The 24,180-nt window shown below is 60.5% G+C and carries 22 protein-coding genes; 8 read left to right on the forward strand and 14 right to left on the reverse strand.

Annotated elements, in window-relative coordinates:
* The 6 genes from AC0TOF_RS11020 (at window position 1) to derI (ending at window position 5,529) form a co-directional block, all read left to right on the forward strand.
* The gene (locus tag AC0TOF_RS11020) at window positions 1-1,509 is read left to right on the forward strand and encodes a glycerol-3-phosphate dehydrogenase (RefSeq protein ID WP_473768259.1); all 1,509 of its coding nucleotides are present in this window, start codon (window positions 1-3) and stop codon (window positions 1,507-1,509) included.
* 7 nt (window positions 1,510-1,516) lie between these two features.
* Window positions 1,517-2,449 (forward strand): TIM barrel protein, encoded by a 933-nt coding sequence (locus AC0TOF_RS11025; protein WP_473768260.1) that lies wholly within the window; start codon window positions 1,517-1,519, stop codon window positions 2,447-2,449.
* Between the two features lie 27 nt (window positions 2,450-2,476).
* Window positions 2,477-3,427, forward strand: coding sequence for a sugar-binding transcriptional regulator (locus AC0TOF_RS11030; protein ID WP_473768261.1), 951 nt, complete (start codon window positions 2,477-2,479; stop codon window positions 3,425-3,427).
* Between the two features lie 87 nt (window positions 3,428-3,514).
* The gene (locus tag AC0TOF_RS11035; RefSeq protein ID WP_122001165.1) at window positions 3,515-4,279 is read left to right on the forward strand and encodes a DeoR/GlpR family DNA-binding transcription regulator; all 765 of its coding nucleotides are present in this window, start codon (window positions 3,515-3,517) and stop codon (window positions 4,277-4,279) included.
* Window positions 4,280-4,291: 12 nt separating this feature from the next.
* A complete protein-coding gene (locus AC0TOF_RS11040; protein ID WP_473768262.1) occupies window positions 4,292-5,062 on the forward strand; it encodes a triose-phosphate isomerase in 771 nt (256 codons plus the stop codon).
* Window positions 5,063-5,073: 11 nt separating this feature from the next.
* Window positions 5,074-5,529 (forward strand): D-erythrulose-4-phosphate isomerase, encoded by a 456-nt coding sequence (derI, locus tag AC0TOF_RS11045; protein WP_176023832.1) that lies wholly within the window; start codon window positions 5,074-5,076, stop codon window positions 5,527-5,529.
* Window positions 5,530-5,589: 60 nt separating this feature from the next.
* Here the strand turns inward: derI and AC0TOF_RS11050 are convergent, their stop codons facing one another.
* The 7 genes from AC0TOF_RS11050 to AC0TOF_RS11080 form a co-directional block, all read right to left on the reverse strand.
* The gene (locus AC0TOF_RS11050) at window positions 5,590-5,886 is read right to left on the reverse strand and encodes a type II toxin-antitoxin system RelE/ParE family toxin (protein WP_473768263.1); all 297 of its coding nucleotides are present in this window, start codon (window positions 5,884-5,886) and stop codon (window positions 5,590-5,592) included.
* Window positions 5,883-6,143, reverse strand: coding sequence for a type II toxin-antitoxin system ParD family antitoxin (locus AC0TOF_RS11055; protein ID WP_122001167.1), 261 nt, complete (start codon window positions 6,141-6,143; stop codon window positions 5,883-5,885). Before AC0TOF_RS11055 ends, AC0TOF_RS11050 begins: the two co-directional genes overlap by 4 nt.
* Before the next feature lie 123 nt (window positions 6,144-6,266).
* Window positions 6,267-7,331 (reverse strand): class II fructose-bisphosphate aldolase, encoded by a 1,065-nt coding sequence (gene fba / locus AC0TOF_RS11060; RefSeq protein ID WP_006472452.1) that lies wholly within the window; start codon window positions 7,329-7,331, stop codon window positions 6,267-6,269.
* A gap of 32 nt (window positions 7,332-7,363) precedes the next feature.
* Window positions 7,364-8,386, reverse strand: coding sequence for a class 1 fructose-bisphosphatase (locus tag AC0TOF_RS11065; protein WP_473768264.1), 1,023 nt, complete (start codon window positions 8,384-8,386; stop codon window positions 7,364-7,366).
* Window positions 8,383-10,383: a transketolase gene (tkt, locus tag AC0TOF_RS11070; protein ID WP_473768265.1), complete on the reverse strand. Its 2,001-nt coding sequence runs from the start codon at window positions 10,381-10,383 to the stop codon at window positions 8,383-8,385. The genes AC0TOF_RS11065 and tkt overlap by 4 nt, the downstream gene beginning before the upstream one ends.
* A gap of 377 nt (window positions 10,384-10,760) precedes the next feature.
* Complete coding sequence (locus tag AC0TOF_RS11075) at window positions 10,761-12,005, reverse strand: NnrS family protein (protein ID WP_473768266.1); 1,245 nt, start codon at window positions 12,003-12,005, stop codon at window positions 10,761-10,763.
* Between the two features lie 117 nt (window positions 12,006-12,122).
* Window positions 12,123-12,563 (reverse strand): pseudoazurin, encoded by a 441-nt coding sequence (locus AC0TOF_RS11080; RefSeq protein WP_473768267.1) that lies wholly within the window; start codon window positions 12,561-12,563, stop codon window positions 12,123-12,125.
* A gap of 267 nt (window positions 12,564-12,830) precedes the next feature.
* On the opposite strand from AC0TOF_RS11080, the gene AC0TOF_RS11085 reads away from it, so the two are divergent.
* Window positions 12,831-13,862 (forward strand): Ldh family oxidoreductase, encoded by a 1,032-nt coding sequence (locus AC0TOF_RS11085; protein ID WP_473768268.1) that lies wholly within the window; start codon window positions 12,831-12,833, stop codon window positions 13,860-13,862.
* A 57-nt stretch (window positions 13,863-13,919) separates the two neighbouring features.
* Here AC0TOF_RS11085 and AC0TOF_RS11090 read toward each other — a convergent pair whose 3' ends face one another.
* On the reverse strand, window positions 13,920-14,882 hold the full coding sequence (locus tag AC0TOF_RS11090) for a dihydrodipicolinate synthase family protein (protein ID WP_473768269.1): 963 nt from the start codon (window positions 14,880-14,882) through the stop codon (window positions 13,920-13,922).
* Between the two features lie 366 nt (window positions 14,883-15,248).
* On the opposite strand from AC0TOF_RS11090, the gene AC0TOF_RS11095 reads away from it, so the two are divergent.
* Entirely contained in the window at window positions 15,249-15,953 is a 705-nt protein-coding gene (locus AC0TOF_RS11095; protein WP_473768270.1) for a GntR family transcriptional regulator, read from the forward strand.
* A gap of 28 nt (window positions 15,954-15,981) precedes the next feature.
* Here AC0TOF_RS11095 and AC0TOF_RS11100 read toward each other — a convergent pair whose 3' ends face one another.
* The 6 genes from AC0TOF_RS11100 to AC0TOF_RS11125 are packed head-to-tail and all read right to left on the reverse strand — an operon-like array spanning window position 15,982 to window position 24,162.
* Window positions 15,982-16,521 (reverse strand): DUF2478 domain-containing protein, encoded by a 540-nt coding sequence (locus AC0TOF_RS11100; RefSeq protein WP_473768271.1) that lies wholly within the window; start codon window positions 16,519-16,521, stop codon window positions 15,982-15,984.
* Entirely contained in the window at window positions 16,518-17,423 is a 906-nt protein-coding gene (locus AC0TOF_RS11105) for a peptidylprolyl isomerase (RefSeq protein WP_473768272.1), read from the reverse strand. Before AC0TOF_RS11105 ends, AC0TOF_RS11100 begins: the two co-directional genes overlap by 4 nt.
* A gap of 5 nt (window positions 17,424-17,428) precedes the next feature.
* Window positions 17,429-18,142 carry a respiratory nitrate reductase subunit gamma gene (gene narI / locus AC0TOF_RS11110; RefSeq protein ID WP_473768273.1) on the reverse strand — a complete coding sequence of 238 codons (714 nt, stop codon included), beginning with the start codon at window positions 18,140-18,142 and terminating at the stop codon, window positions 17,429-17,431.
* Window positions 18,143-18,152: 10 nt separating this feature from the next.
* A complete protein-coding gene (gene narJ / locus AC0TOF_RS11115) occupies window positions 18,153-18,863 on the reverse strand; it encodes a nitrate reductase molybdenum cofactor assembly chaperone (RefSeq protein ID WP_473768274.1) in 711 nt (236 codons plus the stop codon).
* Window positions 18,863-20,401 carry a nitrate reductase subunit beta gene (gene narH / locus AC0TOF_RS11120; protein WP_473768275.1) on the reverse strand — a complete coding sequence of 513 codons (1,539 nt, stop codon included), beginning with the start codon at window positions 20,399-20,401 and terminating at the stop codon, window positions 18,863-18,865. The genes narJ and narH overlap by 1 nt, the downstream gene beginning before the upstream one ends.
* Entirely contained in the window at window positions 20,398-24,162 is a 3,765-nt protein-coding gene (locus AC0TOF_RS11125) for a nitrate reductase subunit alpha (RefSeq protein WP_473768276.1), read from the reverse strand. The genes narH and AC0TOF_RS11125 overlap by 4 nt, the downstream gene beginning before the upstream one ends.
* Window positions 24,163-24,180 lie beyond the last annotated feature (18 nt).

The following is a 24,180-nucleotide window of genomic DNA, read 5'->3' on the forward strand; positions in this document are numbered from 1 at the left end:
ATGGCTGAACCGGAAACCTGCGACCTGTTTGTAATCGGCGGCGGCATCAACGGCGCGGGCGTGGCACGCGACGCTGCCGGGCGCGGCCTCAAGGTCGTGCTGGCCGAAAAGGACGATCTGGCGCAAGGCACATCGTCGCGATCCGGCAAGCTGGTGCATGGCGGTCTGCGCTACCTCGAATATTACGAGTTTCGCCTTGTGCGCGAGGCGCTGATCGAGCGCGAAGTGCTGCTCAATGCCGCTCCGCACATCATCTGGCCGATGCGCTTTGTGCTGCCGCACAGCCCGCAGGACCGTCCGGCCTGGTTGGTGCGGCTCGGCCTGTTCCTCTACGACCATCTCGGCGGCCGCAAGAAACTGCCCGGCACGCGCACGCTCGACCTGCGCCGCGACCCGGAAGGCACGCCGATCCTCGACCAGTACACCAAGGGTTTCGAATATTCCGACTGCTGGGTAGATGATGCCCGTCTTGTAGCGCTCAATGCGGTGGGCGCCGCCGAAAAGGGCGCGACCATCCTCACCCGCACGCCTGTCGTCTCCGCCCGTCGCGAAAAAGGCGGCTGGATCGTGGAAACGAAGAACCGCGATACCGGCGAGACCCGCACGTTCCGCGCCCGCTGCATCGTCAATTGCGCCGGCCCCTGGGTCACGGACGTCATCCACAATGTCGCCGGTTCCAACTCGTCGCGCAATGTGCGCCTCGTCAAAGGCAGCCACATCATCGTTCCGAAATTCTGGTCGGGCGCGAATGCCTATCTCGTCCAGAACCACGACAAGCGCGTGATCTTCATCAACCCTTATGAGGGCGACAAGGCGCTGATCGGCACCACCGACATTGCCTATGAAGGACGCGCGGAAGACGTGGCAGCCGATGAGAAGGAAATCGAATATCTGCTGACCGCCGTGAACCGCTATTTCAAGGAAAAGCTGCGCCGCGAGGATGTGCTGCATTCCTTCTCCGGCGTGCGCCCGCTGTTCGATGACGGCAAGGGCAATCCTTCCGCCGTCACCCGCGATTATGTCTTCGACCTCGACGAAACCAACGACGCGCCGCTGCTGAACGTCTTTGGCGGCAAGATCACCACGTTCCGCGAGCTGGCGGAGCGCGGGATGCATCGCCTCAAGCATATCTTCCCGAAGATGGGCGGCGACTGGACCCACGATGTGCCCCTTCCGGGCGGCGAAATCGCCAATGCCGATTATGAAACCTTCGCCAATACCTTACGCGACACCTATCCGTGGATGCCGCGCACGCTTGTCCATCATTATGGCCGTCTCTATGGCGCACGCACAAAGGACGTTGTTGCAGGCGCGCAGAACCTTGAAGGGCTTGGCCGTCATTTCGGCGGCAACTTCCATGAGGCCGAAGTGCGCTATCTGGTGGCCAAGGAATGGGCGAAGACGGCGGAAGACATTCTCTATCGCCGCACCAAGCATTACCTGCACCTGACCGAAGCCGAACGCGCCGCTTTCGTGGAATGGTTCGACAACGCCAATCTAGTTGCTTGAGGACGACATGGCCCTTACGCTTTCGCTCAACACCAATCCGCTGGTCAACCGCTTTGCCGAGCCGGACGACCTGATCGAAACGGTTGCCCGCGACCTGCGCCTGCGCGACCTCCAGCTTACGCATGAATTCATCAATCCGAGCTGGCAGGCCTCGACCATCCGCCGCCTCACCCGCGACATGGACAAGGCCTTGCAGCGCACCGGCGTTCGCGTCACTTCGGGCATGACCGGACCCTATGGCCGCCTCAACCATTTCGGCCATCCGGATGCGGACGTGCGCCGCTATTATGTGGACTGGTTCAAGACCTTTGCCGACATTATCGGCGATCTCGGCGGCAAGTCGGTCGGCACGCAGTTTGCGATCTTCACCTACAAGGATTTCGACAACCCGGCGCGCCGCGAAGACCTGATCAAGATCGCCATCGACTGCTGGGCGGAGGTCGCCGACCATGCGAGCCGTGCCGGTCTCGACTATGTGTTCTGGGAGCCGATGAGCATCGGGCGCGAATTTGGCGAGACGATTGCCGAATGCATGAAGCTTCAGGACCGTCTCACCGCCGCCGACATGGCGATCCCCATGTGGATGATGGCCGACATCGACCATGGCGACGTCACCTCGTCCAACCCGGACGACTACGACCCTTATGCCTGGGCGCGGGCCGTGCCGAAAGTCTCGCCGATCATCCATATCAAGCAGAGCCTGATGGATAAGGGCGGACATCGCCCGTTCACCGCCGCGTTCAATGCCAAGGGCCGCATCCAGCCGGAACCGCTCCTGAAAGCCTTTGCCGAAGGCGGCGCGGCGGATAATGAAATCTGCCTTGAGCTTTCCTTCAAGGAACGCGAGCCGAACGACCGTGAAGTCATCCCGCAGATTGCGGAAAGTGTGGCTTTCTGGGCTCCCCACATTGACACCGGCGCTAAGGACTTGAAGATATAGACAATTTAAGGAACCGGACCGCTTTCAATGGCAGATGCTGACGATTCACTGGCGCTGCGCGCCGCCTGGCTTCACTTCGTGGGCGGCATGACCCAGTCAGCCGTTGCCAAGCGGCTCGGCCTGCCATCGGTGAAGGCGCATCGCCTGATTGCCAAGGCCGTCGCCGACGGCGCGGTGAAGGTGAGCATCGATGGCGACATTACCGAATGCATCGACCTCGAAAATCGCCTCGCCGACATGTATGGCCTCGACTATTGCGAGGTCGCACCGGACATTGGCGAGGAAGGCCTGCCCCTGATGGTCCTCGGCCATGCGGGCGCGGATTTTCTGCGCCGCGAGATCGAGCATGGCGATCATGAAGTCATCGGTATTGGCCATGGCCGTACCCTGTCCGCAGCCGTCAGCTATATGCCGCGCGTCGCGGCCAGCAATGTGCGTTTCGTTTCGCTGCTCGGTGGCCTGACACGCAATTTCGCCGCCAATCCGCATGATGTGATGCACCGCATCGCGGAAAAGACCGGCATGCCCGCTTATGTGATGCCGGTCCCCTTTTTCGCCAACACGGCGGAAGACCGTGAAGTGCTGCTCGCCCAGCGCGGCGTCACCACGGTTTTCGACATGGGTTGCCGCGCCGAACTGAAGATCGTCGGCATTGGCACGGTGGATGCGCAGGCGCAGCTCGTCACATCCGGCATGATAGAATTGAGCGAAGTCGAGGAGATCGCCCACCTCGGCGGCGTCGGCGAAATGCTCGGGCATTTCTTCGATGCAAACGGCCAGCGCCTCGAAACCGCGCTTACCGCCCGCACCATCGCCGCCTCAGTGGAAAACGCCGATATGAGCCGAATCATCGGGCTTGCCGGCGGAATTTCCAAAGCCGAAGCCATTCGCGCCGTGCTGAAAAGCGGGCGTCTCTACGGCCTCATCACCGATGAGCGCACAGCCAGGACCCTTGTTCAACAGCCGAATGGAAAATAACAAAATCACATTTTTATCATGGATTTTTTTGTGATTTTGTGATCTAACTTCATGCGATACATGTTCCGCCAACAGATCGGAAACAGCGTGAAGCGCGACGACAGAAGACAGGCGATCATAAACCTTCTCATCGAAAATCAGGCCGTCGATCTCGACGACCTGGCGGATCGGTTTGCCGTTTCCAAGATGACGATCCACCGCGATCTGGATTCGCTGGAACATTCAGGCGTGCTGCGCAAGGTGCGCGGCGGCGCCACCATCGATACCGGCACCCAGTTCGAGAGCGATTTTCGCTTCCGCGAGCGGCAGGATGGCGAAGCCAAGCAGAAGATGGCCCGCGCAGCGCTGGAACTGGTGGAGCCGGGCATGACCGTGATGGTCAATGACGGCTCCATGGCGGCGGTTCTTGGCGGCATGCTGCTGGAAAAGCGCCCGCTGACGGTCATCACCAACAATGCCGTCATCGTCGACGAGCTGAAGGGCGAGAACGGGATCAATCTGATTGCGCTCGGCGGAACCTATTCAGCCAAGTTCAACGCCTTTTTCGGCATCCTGACGGAAGAGGCGCTGTCGCATTTGAGTGCAGACATCGCCTTTATTTCGTCGCCCGCCGTCAACGGGCAGCTTGTCTATCACATGGACGAAAACGTGGTGCGCACCAAGCGCGCCATGACGGCATCCGCCGCCCGCACCTGCCTTCTGGTCAATCACCAGCGGTTCGGGCGCCCTGCCCTCCACGTCATGGCCAACCTGTCGGATTTCGACGCGATCATCACCGACGCCTCTCCCGGCGCGACCGTTCTGGCCGATCTTGAGCAGGCCGGGATCAGACTGACAATAGCAGCAGACTAGGAACAGTTACGCATGACCAAATTCTGGGTTGGAACGAGTTGGAAAATGAACAAGACGCTGGCCGAGGCCCGCGTCTTCGCGGAAGCGCTGAAAGCTGCCGATGGCGGGCGTTCCGCCGATATCCAGCGCTTTGTCATTCCACCGTTCACCGCCGTTCGCGAAGTGAAGGAAATCCTGTCCGGCACTTCGGTCAAGGTCGGCGCGCAGAACATGCACTGGGCCGATCGGGGCGCATGGACCGGCGAAATTTCGCCGCTGATGCTGAAAGACTGCAATCTCGACATTGTTGAGCTTGGTCACTCGGAGCGCCGCGAGCATTTCGGCGAAACCAATGAAACGGTTGGCCTCAAGGTCGAAGCCGCTGTGCGCCACGGCCTGATCCCGCTTATCTGCATCGGCGAAACGCTGGAAGACCGCGAAAGCGGACGTGCGGCGCAAGTGCTGGAAGAAGAAGTGCGCGGCGCCCTTTCCAAGCTTTCCGACGACCAGAAGAAGGCTGAAATCCTGTTCGCCTATGAGCCGGTCTGGGCCATTGGCGAGAACGGCATCCCGGCTTCCGCCGATTACGCCGATGCGCGTCAGGCGGAAATCATCGCGGTTGCTGAAAGCGTGCTCGGACGCCGCGTGCCCTGCCTTTATGGCGGCTCGGTCAATCCCGGCAATTGCGAGGAACTCATTGCCTGCCCGCATATCGACGGCCTGTTCATCGGCCGTTCGGCGTGGAACGTGGAAGGCTATCTCGACATTCTGGACAAGTGCGCCAGAAAAATCGCATCCAATTAAGGAGTAACATCATGAAAGTAGCAGTAGCAGGCGACAGCGCCGGCGAAGGTCTGGCCAAGGTTCTCGCCGACTATCTCAAGGACCGTTTCGAGGTTTCGGAAATCTCGCGCACGGACGCTGGCGCGGATGCATTCTACGCCAATCTTTCCGACCGCGTGGCTTCCGCCGTTCTCGACGGCACCTATGACCGCGCCATCCTCGTTTGCGGCACCGGCATCGGCGTGTGCATTGCCGCCAACAAGGTTCCGGGCATCCGCGCTGCACTCACGCACGACACCTATTCGGCAGAGCGCGCAGCGCTTTCCAACAATGCCCAGATCATCACCATGGGCGCCCGCGTCATCGGTTCGGAAGTGGCCAAGACCATTGCCGACGCCTTCCTCGCGCAGACCTTTGACGAAAACGGCCGTTCGGCTGGCAATGTCAACGCGATCAACGAAGTTGACGCGAAGTACAACAAGGCCTGATTACCCGGATTTGTCACACCGGCCCGAAAATGATTTTCGGGCCGGTGTGAACTGAACGCCTCAATTTTCAGGAATTATGGCGGCATAATCCCTTGCGCCGTGCAGGACATGGACGACAACCAACTGGTCGGCATCCACGCGGTAAAAGATCAGATAATTGCCATGGATCTTTCGGCGAATGCCCTGCTTTTCATATCGGGGCACTATGGGAAAAGCCTTTTGAGAGGCAGCAAGCGCCAAGCATTCCCGTTCCATTTCATCAATAAAGGATAAAGCTCTCAGCGGATTGTCCCTCGCGATATAGTCGCCTATTCGCAGGAGGTCATCCGTCGCTTCGTCCGTGAAATGGACCTTCATTCGGTCGTGTCCGGCAGCATTGCCTGATAGCGTTTACGCAAGGCACCGAAAACTTCCTCCGAGCCGGACGTGCGGTTCGCATCAGCGTCGGCAATCCCGCGCATGATCGAGGCGTCGAGCGCGGCAAGCCGGGTTTCCCGCTCCTGAACCAGACGCACGCCTTCTCGCAAAACCTCGCTTTTCGAGCCGTATCGCCCCGTATCGACAAGGTCCTGGACGTAGCTTTCAAGCTGCTTGCCAAGGTCTGCGCTAATCATGGTTGGCCTCCACTGGTTGCGTGATCGCAGGATAAGGCCATTATCAACTATTATCAACACCCCCCTCAAAAGCAAAAAGCGGAGGACTTCCCCTCCGCTTTTCTATTGTCGTAACGGCAAGATTTAGCTGAACTTCGGGTCCAGCGAGCCATCGCGATAGCGCTTTGCCATGTCGGAAAGCGGGATCGGGCGGATGGAAGCCGCATGGCCGGCGGTGCCGAACTGCTCGAAACGCTCCTTGCAGAGCTTGGTCATGGCAGCCATCGCAGGCTTGAGGTACTTGCGCGGATCGAACTCGCTCGGGTCTTCCTGCAGGACGCGGCGGATCTGGCCGGTCAGCGCCATGCGGTTATCCGTGTCGATATTGATCTTGCGCACACCATGCTTGATGCCGCGCTGGATTTCCTCGACCGGAACCCCCCAGGTCGGCTTCATCTGGCCGCCATATTTGTTGATGATTTCCTGCAATTCTTCCGGCACGGAAGACGAGCCGTGCATGACAAGATGCGTGTTCGGCAGCTTGCGATGAATTTCCTCGATCACATGCATGGCGAGCACGGAACCGTCCGGCTTGCGGCTGAACTTGTAGGCGCCATGCGAGGTGCCCATGGCGATTGCCAATGCATCGACCTTGGTTTCGCGCACGAACTTCACGGCTTCGTCCGGATCGGTCAGAAGCTGGTCGTGCGACAGCACGCCTTCCGCACCGTGGCCGTCTTCGGCATCGCCCATGCCGGTTTCGAGCGAGCCCAGAACGCCGAGTTCGCCTTCCACCGAAATGCCGCCCAGATGCGACATCTCGCTGACCTGACGCGTGACCGAGACGTTATAGTCCCAATCGGCGGGGGTCTTGCCGTCGGCCTTGAGCGAGCCGTCCATCATGACGGAGGTGAAGCCTGCCTGAATGGCGGTCATGCAGGTGGCGGCTTCGTTGCCATGGTCGAGGTGAACGCAGACCGGGATATGCGGATAGATTTCCGTGACCGCGTCCATCATGTGGCGGAGCATGATGTCATTGGCATAGGCGCGCGCGCCGCGCGAAGCCTGCAGGATCACCGGCGCATCGACGGCATCCGCCGCTTCCATGATGGCCAGCGCCTGTTCCATGTTGTTGATGTTGAATGCCGGTACGCCGTAACCCTTTTCAGCGGCGTGATCGAGCAATTGCCGCAGCGTAATGCGCGCCATTTTCCAGACTCCCTTGAATTCCCACTATCAGACTATTTCGCGAAATATTCGCCGAGGATATCCACCTCTTCGGCCACACCGAACACCAGCGCGCTGCGCTCGTGATAGGTTTGCGGCACGATATCGAGGATGGGCATTGCACCATTGGTTGCCTTCCCGCCCGCCTCACGGGCGAGAAAGGCAATCGGATTGGCTTCGTAGACGAGCCGCAGGCGGCCCTTTTCGTAACCGGGGCGGCTGTCATTCACATAGAAGAACAGGCCCCCGCGCTGCATGATGCGGTGCATGTCGCCCACCGCCGCGCCAAGCCAGCGCATGTTGAAATTGCGCCCGCGCGGACCATCCTTGCCGTTATAGGCATCGTCCACATAAGCCTTCATGCCGGGGGACAGGTGACGATAAACGGACGCATTGAACGCCAGATCGGACGTGCGTTCCGGCAGCGTCACATTGCGGCGCGTGATATGGAAAATCCCGCTTGCCGGATCGAAGGTCGCGACGATCACGCCTTCGCCGACCGAAAAGCCGAGATCGACCGAATTGCCGTAGGACACATAACCCGCTGCAATCTGGCGGTTGCCGGGCTGCAAAAACGGCTCTTCCACATCGGCGGGGAAGATCGAGAAGATCGTGCCAAGCGGCGCGCCAAGGCCCACATTGCCCGAACCGTCGAGCGGATCGATGGCGACGGCAATCAGCCCATCGGCCTTGCCTGCGACCGGAAGATCAGCTTCTTCCGAAAGAACGGAGGCAGCGCCCGCCGCAATCAGCAGCTCGATGAACAGGTTGTGCGAACCGACATCGATGCATTTCTGCTGGTCCTGATCGCTGTTGACGCCGACGAGCTTGCCCGGATCGCCGGGCAGCGAGCCACGGGCGATGCGACCGGCAAGCCGCGTCGCGCCAGCCAGAATAGCCTTGATCGCACCGGCGGTCGCAAGGCGCAAAGCGTCCTTGCCAGCCCAGTTGTCGAGATAGGCGCCGACCGCTTCTGCTTCCACGCGGTCGCTATCGCCCACCAGAACCAGCGGAGAAAAATTGCCAGCCATCGTCATTTACCCTGCTCCAGCAAGAATTTTGCGCGGGCGACAATCGCCTCTGCCGTGATGCCGAATTTCTCATAGAGCACTTCGGCAGGGGCCGAAGCGCCGAAGCCGTTCATGCCGATAACATCGTCTTCGCTGTCGACATAACGCGTCCAGCCGAACTTGCCTGCGGCTTCCACGGCGATGCGCGGCGCATCGCCCAGAACGCCCTTGCGGTATTCCTTGCTCTGCTTTTCGAACAGGTCCCAGCTCGGCATGGAGACGACCGCGGTTGGGATGCCTTCCTCGGCAAGCTTTTCGGCAGCCTTTACAGCGAGCGAGACTTCGGTGCCCGTGGCAAGCAATGTGATCTGGCGCTCGCCCTTCGCCTCGCGCAGCACATAGGCGCCGCGTGCGGAAAGGTTCTCGCCATTGTCGGTGCGAAGCTGCGGCACATTCTGGCGCGACAGGGCCAGCACCGAAGGCGTGTGCGGATCGGAAACCGCAACAGCCCAGCATTCCAGCGTTTCGATCGTATCCGCCGGGCGGAACACATGCAGGTTCGGCATGGCGCGCAGGCTGGCCAGATGTTCGACCGGCTGATGGGTCGGGCCGTCTTCACCAAGGCCGATGGAGTCATGCGTCAGCACATGGATGACGCGCACGCCCATCAGCGCCGAGAGGCGGATGGCGTTGCGGGCATAATCGGAGAACACCATGAAGGTGCCGCCGTAAGGAATGAAACCGCCATGGACGGCAATGCCGTTCATTGCCGCACCCATTGCGAATTCACGCACGCCGTAGCTGACATAGCGGCCACTCTTTTCCGGCGTGAAATCGCTGTCGACAGCCGGAACGCGGGTGAGGTTCGAGTGGGTAAGGTCAGCCGAACCGCCGATCATTTCCGGGAGCGCCGCCGTCAGGCTTTCAAGCGCGATCTGGCTTGCCTTGCGGGTCGCGACATTCTGCGGCTTGTCGAGAAGGCGCTGCTTGGCGTCCGCGACAACCGCCGCAAAGCCTTCCGGCAGGACGCCAGCAATACGGCGGTCGAATTCGGCGCGCTCGGTTGCAGGCAGCGTATCGACGCGCTTCTGCCAGGCTTCGCGTTCGGACGCGCCGCGCGCACCGGCTTCGCGCCAGGCATTGAGCAAGGGAGCAGGAATTTCAAAGGCTTCCGCCGTCCAGCCGAGCGCGGCCTTGGTGGCGGCATTTTCAGCGGCACCGAGCGGCGCGCCATGAACGCCGCTCGTACCGGCGCGGTTGGGCGAGCCATAACCGATGACGGTCTTGAGCGCGATCAGTGTCGGGCGGTCTGCTTGTGCCTTTGCGCGCGTCAGCGCGGCATCAATGGCGTCGTGATCGTGGCCGTCGACCTTTTCGACATTCCAGCCGCAGGCCTTGAACTTGGCCGGAATATCGTCGGTGAAGGCGATTTCCGTGCTGCCGTCGATGGTGATGCCGTTGTCATCGTAAAGCACGATCAGCTTGCCGAGGCGAAGATGGCCGGCAAGCGAGATCGCTTCCTGTCCCACGCCTTCCATGAGGCAGCCATCGCCGCAGAAAACATAGGTGCGATGATCGACAATATCCTTGCCGAACTGGTCGGCAAGCGCGCGTTCGGCGATTGCCATGCCGACCGAGCTTGCAAGCCCCTGACCGAGCGGCCCGGTGGTCAGCTCGACGCCTTCGGTGTGGCCATATTCCGGGTGACCGGCGGTCTTGGAACCCCATTGGCGGAAGTTCTTCAGCTCGTCGATGGACACGTCCTTGTAGCCTGCCAGATAAAGCGCGCTGTAAAGCAGCATCGAGCCATGGCCGTTGGAAAGCACGAAACGGTCACGGTCCGCCCAGTTGGGTGCCGAAGCATCGAATTTCAGATGCTTCGAGAACAGAACGGCTGCGGCGTCCGCCATGCCAAGCGGCATTCCCGGATGGCCGGAATTGGCGGCATCGACGGCATCGATCGAGAGAGCGCGAATGCAGTTGGCGAGTTGCAGCATATCTGTTACGGGCGGGGCGAAGTTCATCGGCGGCAACCTCCTGCCAAAAGCAAAGCCTTGAGCATTTCCGGCAAGCGGAACCCGGTTCCGGTGCCGTATGCGTAAAAACAACAAAGTTCGGGCGCATTGCGCTCGCACTGCCCGAGATTTGGCGACCCTTTCAGGACCAGCCTCCCAGGCACCAATTCCGGTAACACCGTTTCAAAACCATAACAATACGGCCATAACATTATAACGATTTAAATGTGATATTGAGTGTGATTTTTCTTTTCACACCCCTGTTTTGGCGGTGCCGGAGGGCACAAATTGCAGCTTCCGCGCCGCGACTCACCCGTCAAAACGCAAGAAAGCAGTTCGTGGGCGGCCACGAACTGCTTTGTAATCGAGCGTGGAAATGAGTTGCGTTACGCGCTGGCCATGCGCTGGCGGCGTTCCCGCAAAAGCATCGGGCCATATTCCAGAACGTAAAGCCCGAAAGCCCCCATCCAGAGCAAGGCCGATGCGGCGAGGATGGTGTGGAAGAAATTCGGCATGACTTCGGCCAGTGGCCGGATCAGCGCCGCCGCGACGAGGCAGACATATGCGGCCTGCGTGACGGGCGATGCCGCCAGTTCGCGCCCGGTATGGCCGCGCGTCGCCCGCGTCATGACGGCCAGCATCATGCAGCCCATCGCGCCGACCGTAATCACGTGCAAGGCCGAATAAGGGTTGAGGCGATCGATGGCCGAAAGGCCGATGGCGATGAAACCGAGCGGGATGAACGCATAGGCGACGTGAAGGACAAGCAGGAGCTTTTCCCGCGCGACAGACCATCCCCGCCAGCGGTAAAGCCGCACAATATGAAACAACGCCGCAATCCACGCCAGCACCGCCGTTACCGTCTGGTCGGGCGCTGCGATCCAGCCGATGCAGGCAGCCACGCCGACGAGAATGCTGAAAGCGTCATAACGGTTGAACGGCACTGGAAAACGCGTCTTTCCCATCTTGTTCAGCCAATTGCGGGTGAAGCTTGGCACGATGCGCCCGCCGATCACCATAACCAGCAGCACATAGGCACTGACCCCGATGCGGTTGGCCAATGCCACGTCGCCGTCGGTCAGGATCAGATAATGAAAGACGAGATTGGCAACCATCACCGTCGCCACGCCGGACAGCACCTTGAGGTTCTTCCATTGGCGCCCGGCGATGATCTCGCGCGCGCAGATGAAAAGCAGCATCGGCAGAAACAGGCTTTCGACCGCGACGGCGAACCGCACATCGATAAGGTCAGGCTCCAGAAAGATGAGCCGTCCGGCAAGCCATACGCCGGCAAGTATAGCGAGCGGCGTTCCCGACACGGGCAAGCCTCCGGTCCAGTTCGGAATGGCCGTCAGCAGAAAGCCTGCGAGAACGGCGGAAGAAAAACCGAACACCATTTCATGGGCGTGCCAGTTCAGCCCGCCATAGGAGCCGCCGAGCGGCATTCCAAGCGTCAGCGACAATATCCACAAAAGCATGGCCAGAACGGCCCATATGGCCCCGCCCAGAAAGAATGGGCGGAAGCCATAGCTGAGGAGGACGGGACCGGTCATTTTCAGTCCGCGCGGCATACCTTTTTGATCGGATGGCATCGCAGCAGGTACTGCCTGCAGGCCTGGCTGTCTGGTCATGATGTCCTCGTCATGAAGCCGGTTCAAGTTCGGCTCATCGAGAGTTTCCGGTTAGAGCGCGTTTCGATCTGATTGCATCAGATCGGCGCTCCAACCTCTTCTATTTCGAGCATAATCTTATTTGGCGCTGGCGATAACCTTTTCCAGCCGCTCCTGAACGACCTTCGGCTTTTTGGCCGAAACGATCTGTTCGAGATTGGCCGGGCTGTCGCCCACCGCGATCAGCGCGATCATGCCCATCGCATAATGCGGAGTGCACTTTACCAGATATGCGCCGGGCGTGGTAACCGTCAGCACGTAATTCTCATTGATCTTGCTTTTGAATTTCTCCGCACCTTCGGGGATCATATCCTTGATGGATTCGACATTGTGCCCCTTGTCGACCGGCACGAAGGTAATCGTGTCGCCGGGATTGGCCTTGATATAGGCAGGCTCGAAAACCATGGCGCCCTCGGCGCCCTTGTTGAGCATGTGGACTTCGATATTTTCCGCATAGGCAGGCGCCGCCAGAAGGGCGGCAAGGCCCGCTGCGGCAAGTATGATTGCTGGTTTACGCATTCTGTCCTTCTCTCCACCGACATCTCGGTCAATCAGCGCATCCGCCGTCTTCGTTCGATGCGCCATGCCGAGAGATTTAAACCCTGCTAGATCACTCCACTTTGATCAGGATCAAAGAACCCGAGTTTTCCCGTCCGGATCGGATAGAATGCCCTTTTGCCGCAGTCTCCGGCGCGGCCGTCCGGCATGACAAGCCTGCATGCATCTTGTATGCATTTCAGAAATGAAATCAGGCACCATGCCCTTGAACAACCAGGGAACGACAGAATGAGCGATACCATTTCGATTTCGACGGAAGAACTTGCCGGGCTTGTGGGGCAAATCCTGAACAAGGCGGGTTTCAGCGCCGATAATGCCGCAGCCATCGCCAGAACCATTGTGGCGGGCGAGCGCGACGGCTGCAAATCCCATGGTGTCTATCGCATCGAGGGCTGCCTGCGCACGCTGAAAAGCGGCAAGGTCGTCGCCGATGCCGAACCGGTCGTCACGACGGATGACAGCGCCGTGGTTCGTGTCGATGCCAAGGGCGGTTTTGCCAATCTGGCCTTCGAGCGCGGCACCCCTGCCCTCGTTGAAAAGGCGCGCAAGCTTGGCGTCGCCGTGCTTGCCATCAATGATTGCACCCATTTCGCCGCCCTGTGGCCGGAAGTCGAGGCGCTGGCCGAACAGGGTCTTGCAGCAATCGCCATGTGCCCGAGCTATGCCACCGTCGCCCCCGCAGGCGGAACCAAGCCGCTTCTCGGCACCAATCCCTTCGCCTTCGGCTGGCCCCGCCCCGGCGACTACCCTTACGTGTTCGACTTTGCCACCAGCGTTGCCGCGCGCGGCGAACTGGAGCTTTACCGCCGCGCTGGCAAGCAATTGCCGGAAGGCTGGGCCATCGATGCCGATGGCAATCCGACCACCGATCCGGAAGCTGCCCTTGCGGGCGCGATGCTGCCCTTTGGCGGGCACAAGGGATCGGCCATTTCCACGATGATCGAACTTCTGGCCGGTGCGATGATCGGCGATTTCACCAGCCCCGAAGCGCTCGAATTTCTCGGCACGACGACGCTCGCGCCGCGCCATGGCGAACTCATCATCGCCTTCGATCCGGCCCGCATGGCGGGCGGGCGCGGCAACCCGCAGGAACGCGGCGAGATGCTGATCGAAGCGATTGCCGGACAGGGCGCGCGCCTGCCCTCGCAGCGCCGCTTTGCCGCCCGCCGCGATTCACTCGCCAAAGGCATTACGCTTACCGCCGCCGAAATGGCGCTTCTGGAGAAGCTCAAGGAAAAAGGGCTGGACGCAGTTTCCTGACCAAACAAAAAGGCGCCGAAACCCGGCGCCTTTTCTTTATCTGTATCCGTGTAGGTTTCAGGCGGCGTATTTCGCAGCCGCACCGCCCTGCCTGTTCCAGCCGGCATACCAGTCCTGGAACAGCTTGAGCTGCGCTTCGCAATAGCCGCGCTGGCTGTCGGAAAGCTTGTCCGTCTCGTTGAAATGCAGCTTATATTCCGGGTTTCCGGTCAGAACCATCATGTGCTTGTAGAAGAGAACGAGGTCCGGGCCTTCATCGAAGGACGAGAGGACGTTGAGCGCGGCTTCCAGTTCCAGCGCCAGCTTGCGCGCCTCGACATCGCCTGCCGCTGCCGCCTTGGACAGCGCCACCAGATGCTGCACTTCCTTCGGCAGCACATTGCCGATGCCGGTGATCGCGCCGACTGCGCCGCAATTGACGAAGCCGTGGAAAACGCCGGTATCGACGCCAACCATCAGGATCACGTCATCGTCGGCGCTGGTGATGTTTTCAGCGGCATAGCGCATCGGTTCCGCACCGCCGAATTCCTTGAAGCCGATGAGGTTCGGATGCTCGGCTCGCAGCGCGAAAAACAGGTCGGCGCGGGTCGCGAAACCGTAATAGGGGCTGTTGTAGATGACAGCCGGAACATCTGGAGCAGCCGACAGGACCGCCTTGAAATGCGCCTTCTGCGCCGTGATCGACGAGCCGCGCGAAAGCACGCGCGGGATGACCATCAGGCCCTTGGCGCCGACTTTCTGGGCGTGAGCGGCATGGGCGGCGGCGATCTTCGTGTTGACCGCGCCGGTGCCGACGACGACAGGCACGCCAGCCTTGGCCAGCGCCTCGACGCCTGCCATGCGGTCCTCGTCCGAGAGGAGCGGCCAGTCGCCCATGGAACCGCAATAGACAACCGCAGACATGCCCTTCGCGATCAGTTCCTTGCCCTTGCGGACCAGCGCATCGAAATCCGGCGTGCGGTCGGGCTTGCAGGGGGTCATGAGGGCCGGAATGCAACCGGCGAAAATGTTAGAGGTCATAGCGTCGTTCCTTGGACGTTTTTCCTTGAGCGTTTCTCACGCGGGCTGGATCTACAATCGGTCTGCCAAACCTTGTATTGAAATCAAATATACACTTTGTATTTTTCTTGTCGACCAAAATTTTGTTTCGGGTTAACACTGCAGTTGCAAATTCGTCCGGCCGTGGCGAAAAGAGTGATTTTCGAGTACCGGAGCGCAGCGTACTTAAAGGTACGTGAGCACCGGAACGCAGACAAATTGCTCTTTGCAGCCCGTCATCACGAGGAATGCAACTGTAGTGTTAGGATTGCTTGACCGGTGGGACTTAAACTGCTGTTAGAATGCCGTTATGCCGCGCCGCACCCACCGCAAGAGGACAGAAAGATCATGGACAAAGACGACGCAAGCCAGACAGCCGACCGGAAGAAGGGTTCGGGCGTCAAGCTGGTTTACGACGTGCTGCGCGACGAGATCATCGATCTTTCGCTCGCGCCGGGCAGTCCCATCGATGAAAATCAGTTGGCAGAGCGCTTTTCCATGTCGCGCACGCCGATCCGCGAGGCGCTGGTGCGGCTTGCAAGCGATGGCTTCGTGACCACGCTTCCCAACCGCTCGACGGTTGTTTCCAATATCGACTTCCTGAGCCTGCCCGCCTTCTTCGACGCGGTGACGCTGATGTATCGCGTGACGACGCGGCTTGCCGCGCGCAACCGGACCGACAAGGACCTTGAGACCATCCGGGCGCATCAGGAGGCTTTTGCCTGCGCCGTTCGCTCACAGAACGCGCTGGAAATGATCGCGACGAACCGCGATTTTCATGCAGCCATTGCCGAAGCAGGCCGCAACCCGTTCTATACCACCTTCTTTTCGCGACTTCTGGATGAAGGGCGCAGGCTGCTGCGCCTCTATTACCAGTCTTTTGCCGACCGCCTGCCGGAGCGCTACGTCACCGAGCATGAAGACATGATCCGCGCCATCGAAGAGCGCGACGTCGACACCGCCGACCTGCTTGGCAAGGCGCATGGCGACCAGATCGTTCATCAAATCCGCAAGCTGATTGCCGAAGACCGCCGCGACCAGCTCGATTTATAGAACTACATTCCCGGCAGGAGGGCCGCCGTCAGACGGCTTCCGGCAATCGTCGCGCTTCCATCACCCGCTCGCACCATCCGAGCACGGCCTTGCTGTCCGGAGCCAGCAGAACGCCGCAATCCCCGGCAAAGTCGTTCCAGCCCTCCACATAGGTCTCGCGCACCACGGTCAGCACGGGAACCCGGCGCGCATAGGCCGTTTCGATGACGGAGCGGAAACCGTGCCCTTCCGTCTCGCCCTTGCCGAAACGGTTGAGGATCAGCATCTCGGCGCCATCGTCGAGTTCGGCCAAAAGCGAGCCTGCCACATCGGCAAGCGCCGCCGGATCGAGGCGGCATCCCCTAGACCCCGAACCGAGCGACTGCGAAATAATCTGCGTGACGCCGGTTCCGATATGCTCGATCTCGATATCGCGGCAGCATTCCTCGCCGCCGGTTTCACGATGCTGGAGAAAGCCCGCCACGCGCAGGCCGGCCCGCCTTGCCTGCTGCGCCACGCTCGCCAGAAGCTGGTCCACCGGCACATCCTTTGCGGCGAGGATGGCCGCAAGGGTCGGTTCGTGGCTCATGCCCCGGCTCCTTCGTTCGACAGGAGATCAATGCCGGTAATGTCGGCATCGGCTGCGAGGATCGCGATATATTGCGACACGGCCTTGGACCAGGTGGAGGCTTCCAGCCATCCGGCAATGCGATCGGCCACATAGTCGAACGGCAGTTCCTCGCCCTCGATGCGGCGGTCAAGCCGCACGATATGAAAACCGAAGCGGCTTTCAATGGGGACAGCGGTGATTTCACCGGGGGTCATCCGTTCCAGCGCCTTTTCAAATTCGGGCACCGTGCTGCCGCGCGTGAGTTGGCCCAGATTGCCGCCCTGCGCGCCTGAAGGACAGGACGAATATTCATGCGCGACCGAGGCGAAAGTGGCCGGATCGGCAATCACCGCGGAAGCCAGGCGCGATGCGGTCGTGCGAGCCTTTTCGCGAGCCTGGCTGTCGGCAGGGTCGGCGGCGATCAAGATATGGCTCGCCTCCAGAATGGGCGCACTGGTGAAACGGTGGCGGTTGTTTTCGTAGAAGCGCAAGGCTTCCTCGCGGCTTGCCGAAGGCACCTCCACTTCCCGTTCGATCACCATGCGGACAAGCGCGTCCTCGTCGGTTTCGCTGCGTCCTTCGGCGTCCTTCTCGCGCTCGGGGACGATGCCCGTTTCCCTTGCGCGCTGCAAAAGCAATTCGCGGACCGCGAGCGCGCGGGCGGCGGCTAGTAATGCCGCGCCCGGATTGTCCGACGGATGGTTTTGCGCCTCCGTCAGAATGTCGGTTTCGTTGATCGCCACGCCATTGACGGACACCGCATCGAAAACCGGACGCGGCTTTGGCGGCACCCGCGTATCCGGCTCCTGATAGGTGGTGTAGCCGGTCGGGTGATTGTGCTGCCCGGCAGCGGGTTGTTTCCGGTCGAAAAGCGTCACCATCAGCCTTACTCCGCAGGGACGCGCACAGGCGCTCTATGGTTGCGTTCGCGCACGACCTGGTAGCCCGGACGCCAGATATAGCGCACCGGCGCGCTCAGCATATGCACAAGGCGCGTGAACGGGAACAGCAGGAAGATCGTCAGGCCAAGGAAGATGTGCATCTTGAAGACAAACGACGCATCGGTGATGTAGCTCGATGCAGCCGGGTTGAAAGTGAAGATGCCCTGCGCCCAGTTCATGAATGTCACCATTTCACCGCCATCGATATGTTGCAGCGAGACCGGAATGGTGCCGAGGCCCAGCAGAAGCTGCACCCACAACAGCATGATGATCAGCGTGTCGGTCGGCCTTGACGATGCGCGCACGCGCGGATCGAACAGGCGGCGATGCACCAGCATGGAAGCGCCGATGATTGCCATCACACCGGCGATGCCGCCCGCGACGACGGCAAGAATCTGCTTTGCCTCGTGGCTGACGCCCAGCGTGTCGAAGACCCAGATCGGCGTCAGCAGGCCGACGAAATGACCGGCGAAGATGAACAGCACGCCAAGATGAAACAGGACCGAACCCCACATGAGCTGCCTGCGCCGCAAAAGCTGGCTTGAGCCCGAACGCCATGTGTAAGGCTCGCGGTCGTAGCGGAAGATCGAGCCGAGCGCGAGCACGCTCAATGCGATGTAGGGATAGATGCCGAAAAGAAACGTATGGAGATAAGCCATTTTCCGTCTCCTATAGATGTGAAGGGTTGGACGGGGCGTCGGGCTTGCGCTGTGCCGCACGCATCTGCATGCGCAACCGGTCCGGGCCGCAGGAGTTTTCGCCCGCATTGCCGCCGAACGTCACCGCTTCTTCTTCCCAGATGCGGTCGAGCGCGGCGAGATCGTTCGGGTCGTCTTCTTCCTGCCGAAGCAATTCTCCGACGAGGTTCTTGTCCGGCTTGGCATTGGCGACATGCAGCAAGGTCGCGAAGGCATTGGCATAGGGCGACTGCCGCTTGCGCAGGCGCTCGCCGATGGCCGCCGTGATATGGCCGGTCTGGGTGAGAAGATCGTGGATTTCTTCGGCTGAGCGCGTCGACAGGAATTCAAGGAACAGCGGCAGATAGTCCGGCAGTTCCTTGGCATCCACCACAAAGCCGTTGTCGTCGTACATCTTCATGAGATCGACCATGGCCTGTCCGCGGTCGCGGCTTTCGCCATGCACATGCTCGAAAAGATGCAGCGACAGCGACCGCGTGCGGTCGAACAGATGCACGTAACGCTCCTGCGCCTCATAGAGATCGCAGTCGCAGACATAGTCGACAAGGCTGTCGAGAAGCCTGCGGATGCCGGGGGAAAGATTTTCCCCGGCCAGCGCTTCTTTCAGTTCTTCTCCGCCCAATTGCAGCTCAGCGCTCGGATAGGAGAGAAGCAGCGAAATGATTTTCAGGGTCTTGTTCATTACACCTGCTCCCTGAAAATATCGGTCGGCGTCTGGACCACCTTCTGGCGCTTGGCGCCGAACAGGTCTTCCGTCGACGAGCCGCCCGAGCAGCCATTGCCGAAGGTGAAGCCGCAGGAGCCGCGCACGTCATAGGCGTCCTCGGTGATTTCACGATGCGTCGTCGGGATGACGAACCGGTCTTCGTAATTGGCGATCGCCATGATGTGATACATTTCCTCGATCATCGCGCCGCTCATGCCGACACGGTCGGCAATCGCCTCGTCGATGACGCCATCGACGGTCTTGGCGCGCATATAGGCGCGCATGGCGAGCATGCGTTCCAGCGCCGAGATGACCGGCTCTTCCTTGCCTGCGGTCAGCAGATTGGCGAGGTAGCGGACCGGGATGCGCATGGAGCGCACATCCGGCAGCGGCCCGTCCATGCCAAGCTTGCCAGCAGCGGCAGCCGATTGCAGCGGCGAGAGCGGCGGCACATACCAGACCATCGGCAGGGTGCGATATTCTGGATGCAGCGGGAAGGCGATCTTCCAGTCCATCGCCATCTTGTAGACCGGCGAGTGCTTTGCCGCTTCCAGCCATGCTTCCGGCACGCCGTCCTTGCGCGCCTGCTCGATCACGGCAGGATCGTTCGGATCAAGGAAGATATTGAGCTGTTCTTCGTAAAGATCCTGCTCATTGGCCGTGGACGCGGCTTCCGAAATGCGGTCGGCATCATAGAGCATCACGCCGAGATAACGGATGCGGCCCACGCAGGTTTCCGAACAGACGGTCGGCTGACCGGCTTCGATGCGCGGATAGCAGAAGATGCACTTCTCGGACTTGCCCGAACTCCAGTTGTAATAAATCTTCTTGTAGGGGCAACCGGAAACGCACATGCGCCAGCCACGGCACTTTTCCTGATCGATCAGGACGATGCCGTCATCCTCGCGCTTGTAGATCGCCCCTGACGGGCAGGCCGCAACGCAGGTCGGGTTGAGGCAATGCTCGCACAGGCGCGGCAGATACATCATGAAGGTGTTTTCGAACTGGCCGTAGATTTCCTTCTCCACGCCCTCGAAATTGTAGTCCTTCGAGCGCTTGGCGAACTCGCCGCCGAGAATCTCTTCCCAGTTCGGGCCCCACTCGATCTTTTCCATCCGCTCGCCGGAAATCAGCGAGCGCGGGCGGGCGGTCGGCATGGTCTTGCTTTCGCCTGCCGTCTGGAGATGGCCGTAATCGAAGTCGAACGGCTCGTAATAATCGTCGATTTCCGGCAGGTCGGGATTGGCGAAAATCTTGGCGAGGATGCGCCATTTCGCGCCCATCTTCGGCTCGATCTTGCCGTTCTTCTTGCGGACCCAGCCGCCGTTCCACTTCTTCTGGTTTTCCCAATCCTTGGGGAAACCGATGCCGGGCTTGGTCTCGACATTGTTGAACCAGGCATATTCCACGCCTTCGCGGTTGGTCCAGACGTTCTTGCACGTCACCGAGCAGGTGTGGCAGCCGATGCACTTGTCGAGATTAAGCACCATTCCAATTTGCGCACGGATTTTCATTCTGCTGCCTCCTTCACGGCGGAGTTGCGGTTGCCTTCTTCAAGCGGCCCTTCCATCCAGTCCACATGGTCGAGCTTGCGCACGACCACGAACTCGTCGCGGTTGGCGCCAACCGTTCCGTAATAGTTGAAACCATAGGACTGGTGGGCGTAGCCGCCGATCATATGCGTCGGCTTGGTGATGATGCGGGTGACGGAGTTGTGAATGCCGCCGCGCTGGCCGGTGAGCGGCGAGCCGGGCGTGTTCACGATCTTCTCCTGCGCGTGATACATGAAGATGGTTCCATCCTTCATGCGCTGGGAGACGACCGCGCGGGCCACGATGGCGCCGTTGGCGTTGTAGACTTCCACCCAGTCATTATCGACAATGCCAGCCTTCGCCGCGTCCGGCTCCGAAATCCAGACAACCGGCCCGCCGCGATTGAGCGTCAGCATGAGCAGATTGTCCGAATAGGTGGAGTGGATGCCCCATTTCTGGTGCGGCGTGATGAAGTTCAGCACCAGATGCGGCTGGCCGTCCGCCTTTTCGCGGATTGCCGGGTTGACCGTCTTGGTGTCGATCGGCGGGCGATAGACGCAGAAGCCCTCGCCGAAGGCGCGCATCCACAGATGATCCTGATAGAGCTGCTGACGGCCGGTCAGCGTGCGCCAGGGGATCAGCTCATGCACATTGGTATAGCCTGCATTGTAGCAGACATGCTCGGATTCCAGCCCCGACCAGGTTGGCGAGGAGATGATCTTGCGCGGCTGCGCGACGATATCGCGATAGCGGATCTTCTCGTCTTCCTTGGGAAGAGCCAGATGGGTGTGGTCGCGTCCGGTGAATTTCGACAGCGCTTCCCATGCCTTCACCGCCACTTCGCCGTTGGTTTCCGGCGCAAGCGACAGGATGACCTCGGTTGCGTCGACATCGGTATAGATGCGCGGACGCCCTTCGGTTGCACCCGGCTCATGAACCTTGCCGTTCAGCTTGCCGAGAAGCTCGACCTCGTGCTCGGTGTTCCACGAGATGCCCTTGCCGCCATTGCCAAGCTTGTCGAGAAGCGGCCCGACGGAGGTGTAGCGCTTGTAGAGGTTCGGATAGTCGCGCTCCACAACCACGACCGATGGCATGGTCTTGCCGGGAATCGGTTCGACCTCGCCCTTCTTCCAGTCCAGCACGTCCTTCGGCTGCGCCAGTTCGCCCGCCGTGTCGTGCAGGGTCGGCACAAGAACGATATCCTTCTCGACGCCCAGCACTTCCGGCGCCACTTCCGAGAACTTCTTGGCGATGCCTTTGAAGATTTCCCAGTCGCTGCGCGCTTCCCAAGCCGGGTCGGCTGCGCTCGACAGCGGATGGATGAAAGGATGCATGTCGGAAGTATTGAGGTCGTTCTTCTCGTACCAGGTGGCAGTCGGCAGAACGATATCGGAATAGACGCAGGTCGTGGACATGCGGAAGTCGAGCGTGACCAGAAGGTCGAGCTTTCCTTCCGGGGCCTCGTCGTGCCACACGGCCTCGCGGCTTTCCTGCGCGCCTTCCTGTCCCAGATCCTTGCCAAGCAGGCCGTTGGACGTGCCAAGCAGATGCTTCAGGAAATATTCATGCCCCTTGCCCGACGAGCCGAGCAGGTTCGAGCGCCAGACGAACATGTTGCGCGGCCAGTTGGCCTCGTGGTCCGGGTCCTCGCAGGACATGGTGACGGTGCCGTTCTTCAAGGCATTCGCGATGAAGTCCTTCGGCTCCTTGCCCGATGCGGCTGCTTGCTTGGCAAGCTCCAGCGGGTTGGTCTGGAGCTGCGGCGCGGAAGGCAGCCAGCCCATCCGCTCAGCCCGGATATTGTAGTCGATCATCGTGCCGTCCCACGCGCCGTCCGGCGCGGTGGGCGAAAGAATGTCCTGCACCTTCACGGTTTCGTAGCGCCACTGGTCGGTATGCGCATAGAAGAAGGAGGTGGAGTTCATGTGGCGCGGCGGGCGGTTCCAGTCCAGCGCGAAGGCGAGCGCCGTCCAGCCGGTTTGCGGACGCAGCTTTTCCTGCCCCACATAATGGCTCCAGCCGCCGCCCGACTGGCCGATGCAGCCGCACATCACCAGCATGTTGATGATACCGCGATAGTTCATGTCCATGTGGTACCAGTGGTTGAGACCGGCACCGAGAATGACCATGGAACGGCCATTGGTCTTTTCGGCATTGGTGGCAAACTCGCGTGCGACCGCAATGATCTGGTCGCGCGGGACGCCCGTGATCTTCTCCGCCCATGCCGGGGTATATGGCAGGCCCTCGTCATAGGACTTGGCGGAGTTCTCGTCGCCAAGCCCGCGATCGAGGCCGTAATTGGCGGCGAACAGGTCGAACACAGTCGCGACCAGCACATCGCCCTTTTTCAGCTTCAGCTTGCGGGCCGGAACCTTGCGCACCAGCACGCTGTCATGGTCGGTGCCTTCGAAATAATCGTGCTCGCGATTGCCGAAATAGGGGAAGGCCACATCGGCGACGGCATCGTGCGCGCCCGCCTCAATGAAGCTCTTGGCAAGTTCCACGTCCTTGCCCTGGCCGTCCTTTTCTTCAAGGTTCCACTGGCCGTCATTGCCCCAGCGGAAGCCGATGGAGCCTTGCGGCGCAACATAGGTGCCCGATTTCGTATCATAGGCGACGGTCTTCCAGTCGGGATTGTTGGCCTCGCCAAGATCGCCCTTCAGGTCGGAAGCGCGCAGGAAGCGATCCGGCACGTAGCGCCCGTCCTTCTTCGTGAGCATGACCAGCATCGGGAAGTCGGTATATTTGCGGCAATAATCCTCGAAATAGGAAACCTGCCGGTCAAGGTGATATTCGCGCAGGATCACATGGCCAAGCGCCATGGCAAGTGCCGCGTCGGTGCCTTGCTTCGGGTGCAGCCACAGGTCGGAGAACTTCGCGGCCTCCGAATAGTCGGGCGAAACCACGACCGACTTCGTGCCCTTGTAGCGCACTTCCGTATAGAAATGCGCATCCGGCGTGCGGGTCTGCGGCACGTTGGAACCCCAGAGCATCAGGAAACCGGCATTGTACCAGTCTGCCGATTCCGGCACGTCCGTCTGTTCGCCCCATGTCATGGGCGATGCGGGCGGCAGGTCGCAATACCAGTCGTAGAACGACATGCAGACGCCGCCCAAGAGCGACAGGTAACGCGAGCCCGCCGCATAGGACACCATCGACATGGCCGGGATCGGCGAGAAGCCGATCACGCGGTCAGGCCCATAGGTCTTGGCCGTATAGGCATTGGCGGCAGCGATGATCTCGTTGACTTCTTCCCACGTGGCGCGGACGAAGCCGCCAAGGCCGCGCACCTTCATATAGTCGGCGCGCTTGGCGGGGTCTTGCTGGATCGCGGCCCATGCAGCGACCGGCGTTTTCAGCACACGTTCCTTGCGCCACAGTTTCAGGAGACGCGAGCGGATCAGCGGATATTTCACGCGGTTGGCCGAATAGACGTACCAGCTATAGCTCGCCCCGCGCGAACAGCCGCGCGGTTCGTGGTTCGGAAGATCGGCGCGGGTGCGCGGATAGTCCGTCTGCTGGGTTTCCCAGGTGATGATGCCGCCCTTGACATAGACCTTCCACGAGCAGGAGCCGGTGCAGTTCACGCCATGGGTGGAGCGCACGATCTTGTCGTGCTGCCAGCGCTTGCGATAGGCGTCTTCCCAGTCACGGTTTTCGTTGGTGGTGACGCCATGGCCTTCCGAGAAGGTGCCGACATTCTTGCGGGCAAGAAAGTTCAGGCGATCGAGGAGTAGACTCATGATTTTATCCTCACTTTA

Source organism: Ochrobactrum sp. PL_is501, assembly GCF_055816895.1.

Excerpts from the sequence above, each read along its gene's own strand:
- AC0TOF_RS11020 (WP_473768259.1), top strand. The coding sequence starts at position 1 with ATGGCTGAACCGGAAACCTGCGACCTGTTTGTAATCGGCGGCGGCATC.
- AC0TOF_RS11025 (WP_473768260.1), top strand. The coding sequence starts at position 1,517 with ATGGCCCTTACGCTTTCGCTCAACACCAATCCGCTGGTCAACCGCTTT.
- AC0TOF_RS11030 (WP_473768261.1), top strand. The coding sequence starts at position 2,477 with ATGGCAGATGCTGACGATTCACTGGCGCTGCGCGCCGCCTGGCTTCAC.
- AC0TOF_RS11040 (WP_473768262.1), top strand. The coding sequence starts at position 4,292 with ATGACCAAATTCTGGGTTGGAACGAGTTGGAAAATGAACAAGACGCTG.
- derI (WP_176023832.1), top strand. The coding sequence starts at position 5,074 with ATGAAAGTAGCAGTAGCAGGCGACAGCGCCGGCGAAGGTCTGGCCAAG.
- AC0TOF_RS11050 (WP_473768263.1), bottom strand. The coding sequence starts at position 5,886 with ATGAAGGTCCATTTCACGGACGAAGCGACGGATGACCTCCTGCGAATA.
- AC0TOF_RS11055 (WP_122001167.1), bottom strand. The coding sequence starts at position 6,143 with ATGATTAGCGCAGACCTTGGCAAGCAGCTTGAAAGCTACGTCCAGGAC.
- fba (WP_006472452.1), bottom strand. The coding sequence starts at position 7,331 with ATGGCGCGCATTACGCTGCGGCAATTGCTCGATCACGCCGCTGAAAAG.
- AC0TOF_RS11065 (WP_473768264.1), bottom strand. The coding sequence starts at position 8,386 with ATGACGATGGCTGGCAATTTTTCTCCGCTGGTTCTGGTGGGCGATAGC.
- tkt (WP_473768265.1), bottom strand. The coding sequence starts at position 10,383 with ATGAACTTCGCCCCGCCCGTAACAGATATGCTGCAACTCGCCAACTGC.
- AC0TOF_RS11075 (WP_473768266.1), bottom strand. The coding sequence starts at position 12,005 with ATGACCAGACAGCCAGGCCTGCAGGCAGTACCTGCTGCGATGCCATCC.
- AC0TOF_RS11080 (WP_473768267.1), bottom strand. The coding sequence starts at position 12,563 with ATGCGTAAACCAGCAATCATACTTGCCGCAGCGGGCCTTGCCGCCCTT.
- AC0TOF_RS11085 (WP_473768268.1), top strand. The coding sequence starts at position 12,831 with ATGAGCGATACCATTTCGATTTCGACGGAAGAACTTGCCGGGCTTGTG.
- AC0TOF_RS11090 (WP_473768269.1), bottom strand. The coding sequence starts at position 14,882 with ATGACCTCTAACATTTTCGCCGGTTGCATTCCGGCCCTCATGACCCCC.
- AC0TOF_RS11095 (WP_473768270.1), top strand. The coding sequence starts at position 15,249 with ATGGACAAAGACGACGCAAGCCAGACAGCCGACCGGAAGAAGGGTTCG.
- AC0TOF_RS11100 (WP_473768271.1), bottom strand. The coding sequence starts at position 16,521 with ATGAGCCACGAACCGACCCTTGCGGCCATCCTCGCCGCAAAGGATGTG.
- AC0TOF_RS11105 (WP_473768272.1), bottom strand. The coding sequence starts at position 17,423 with ATGGTGACGCTTTTCGACCGGAAACAACCCGCTGCCGGGCAGCACAAT.
- narI (WP_473768273.1), bottom strand. The coding sequence starts at position 18,142 with ATGGCTTATCTCCATACGTTTCTTTTCGGCATCTATCCCTACATCGCA.
- narJ (WP_473768274.1), bottom strand. The coding sequence starts at position 18,863 with ATGAACAAGACCCTGAAAATCATTTCGCTGCTTCTCTCCTATCCGAGC.
- narH (WP_473768275.1), bottom strand. The coding sequence starts at position 20,401 with ATGAAAATCCGTGCGCAAATTGGAATGGTGCTTAATCTCGACAAGTGC.
- AC0TOF_RS11125 (WP_473768276.1), bottom strand. The coding sequence starts at position 24,162 with ATGAGTCTACTCCTCGATCGCCTGAACTTTCTTGCCCGCAAGAATGTC.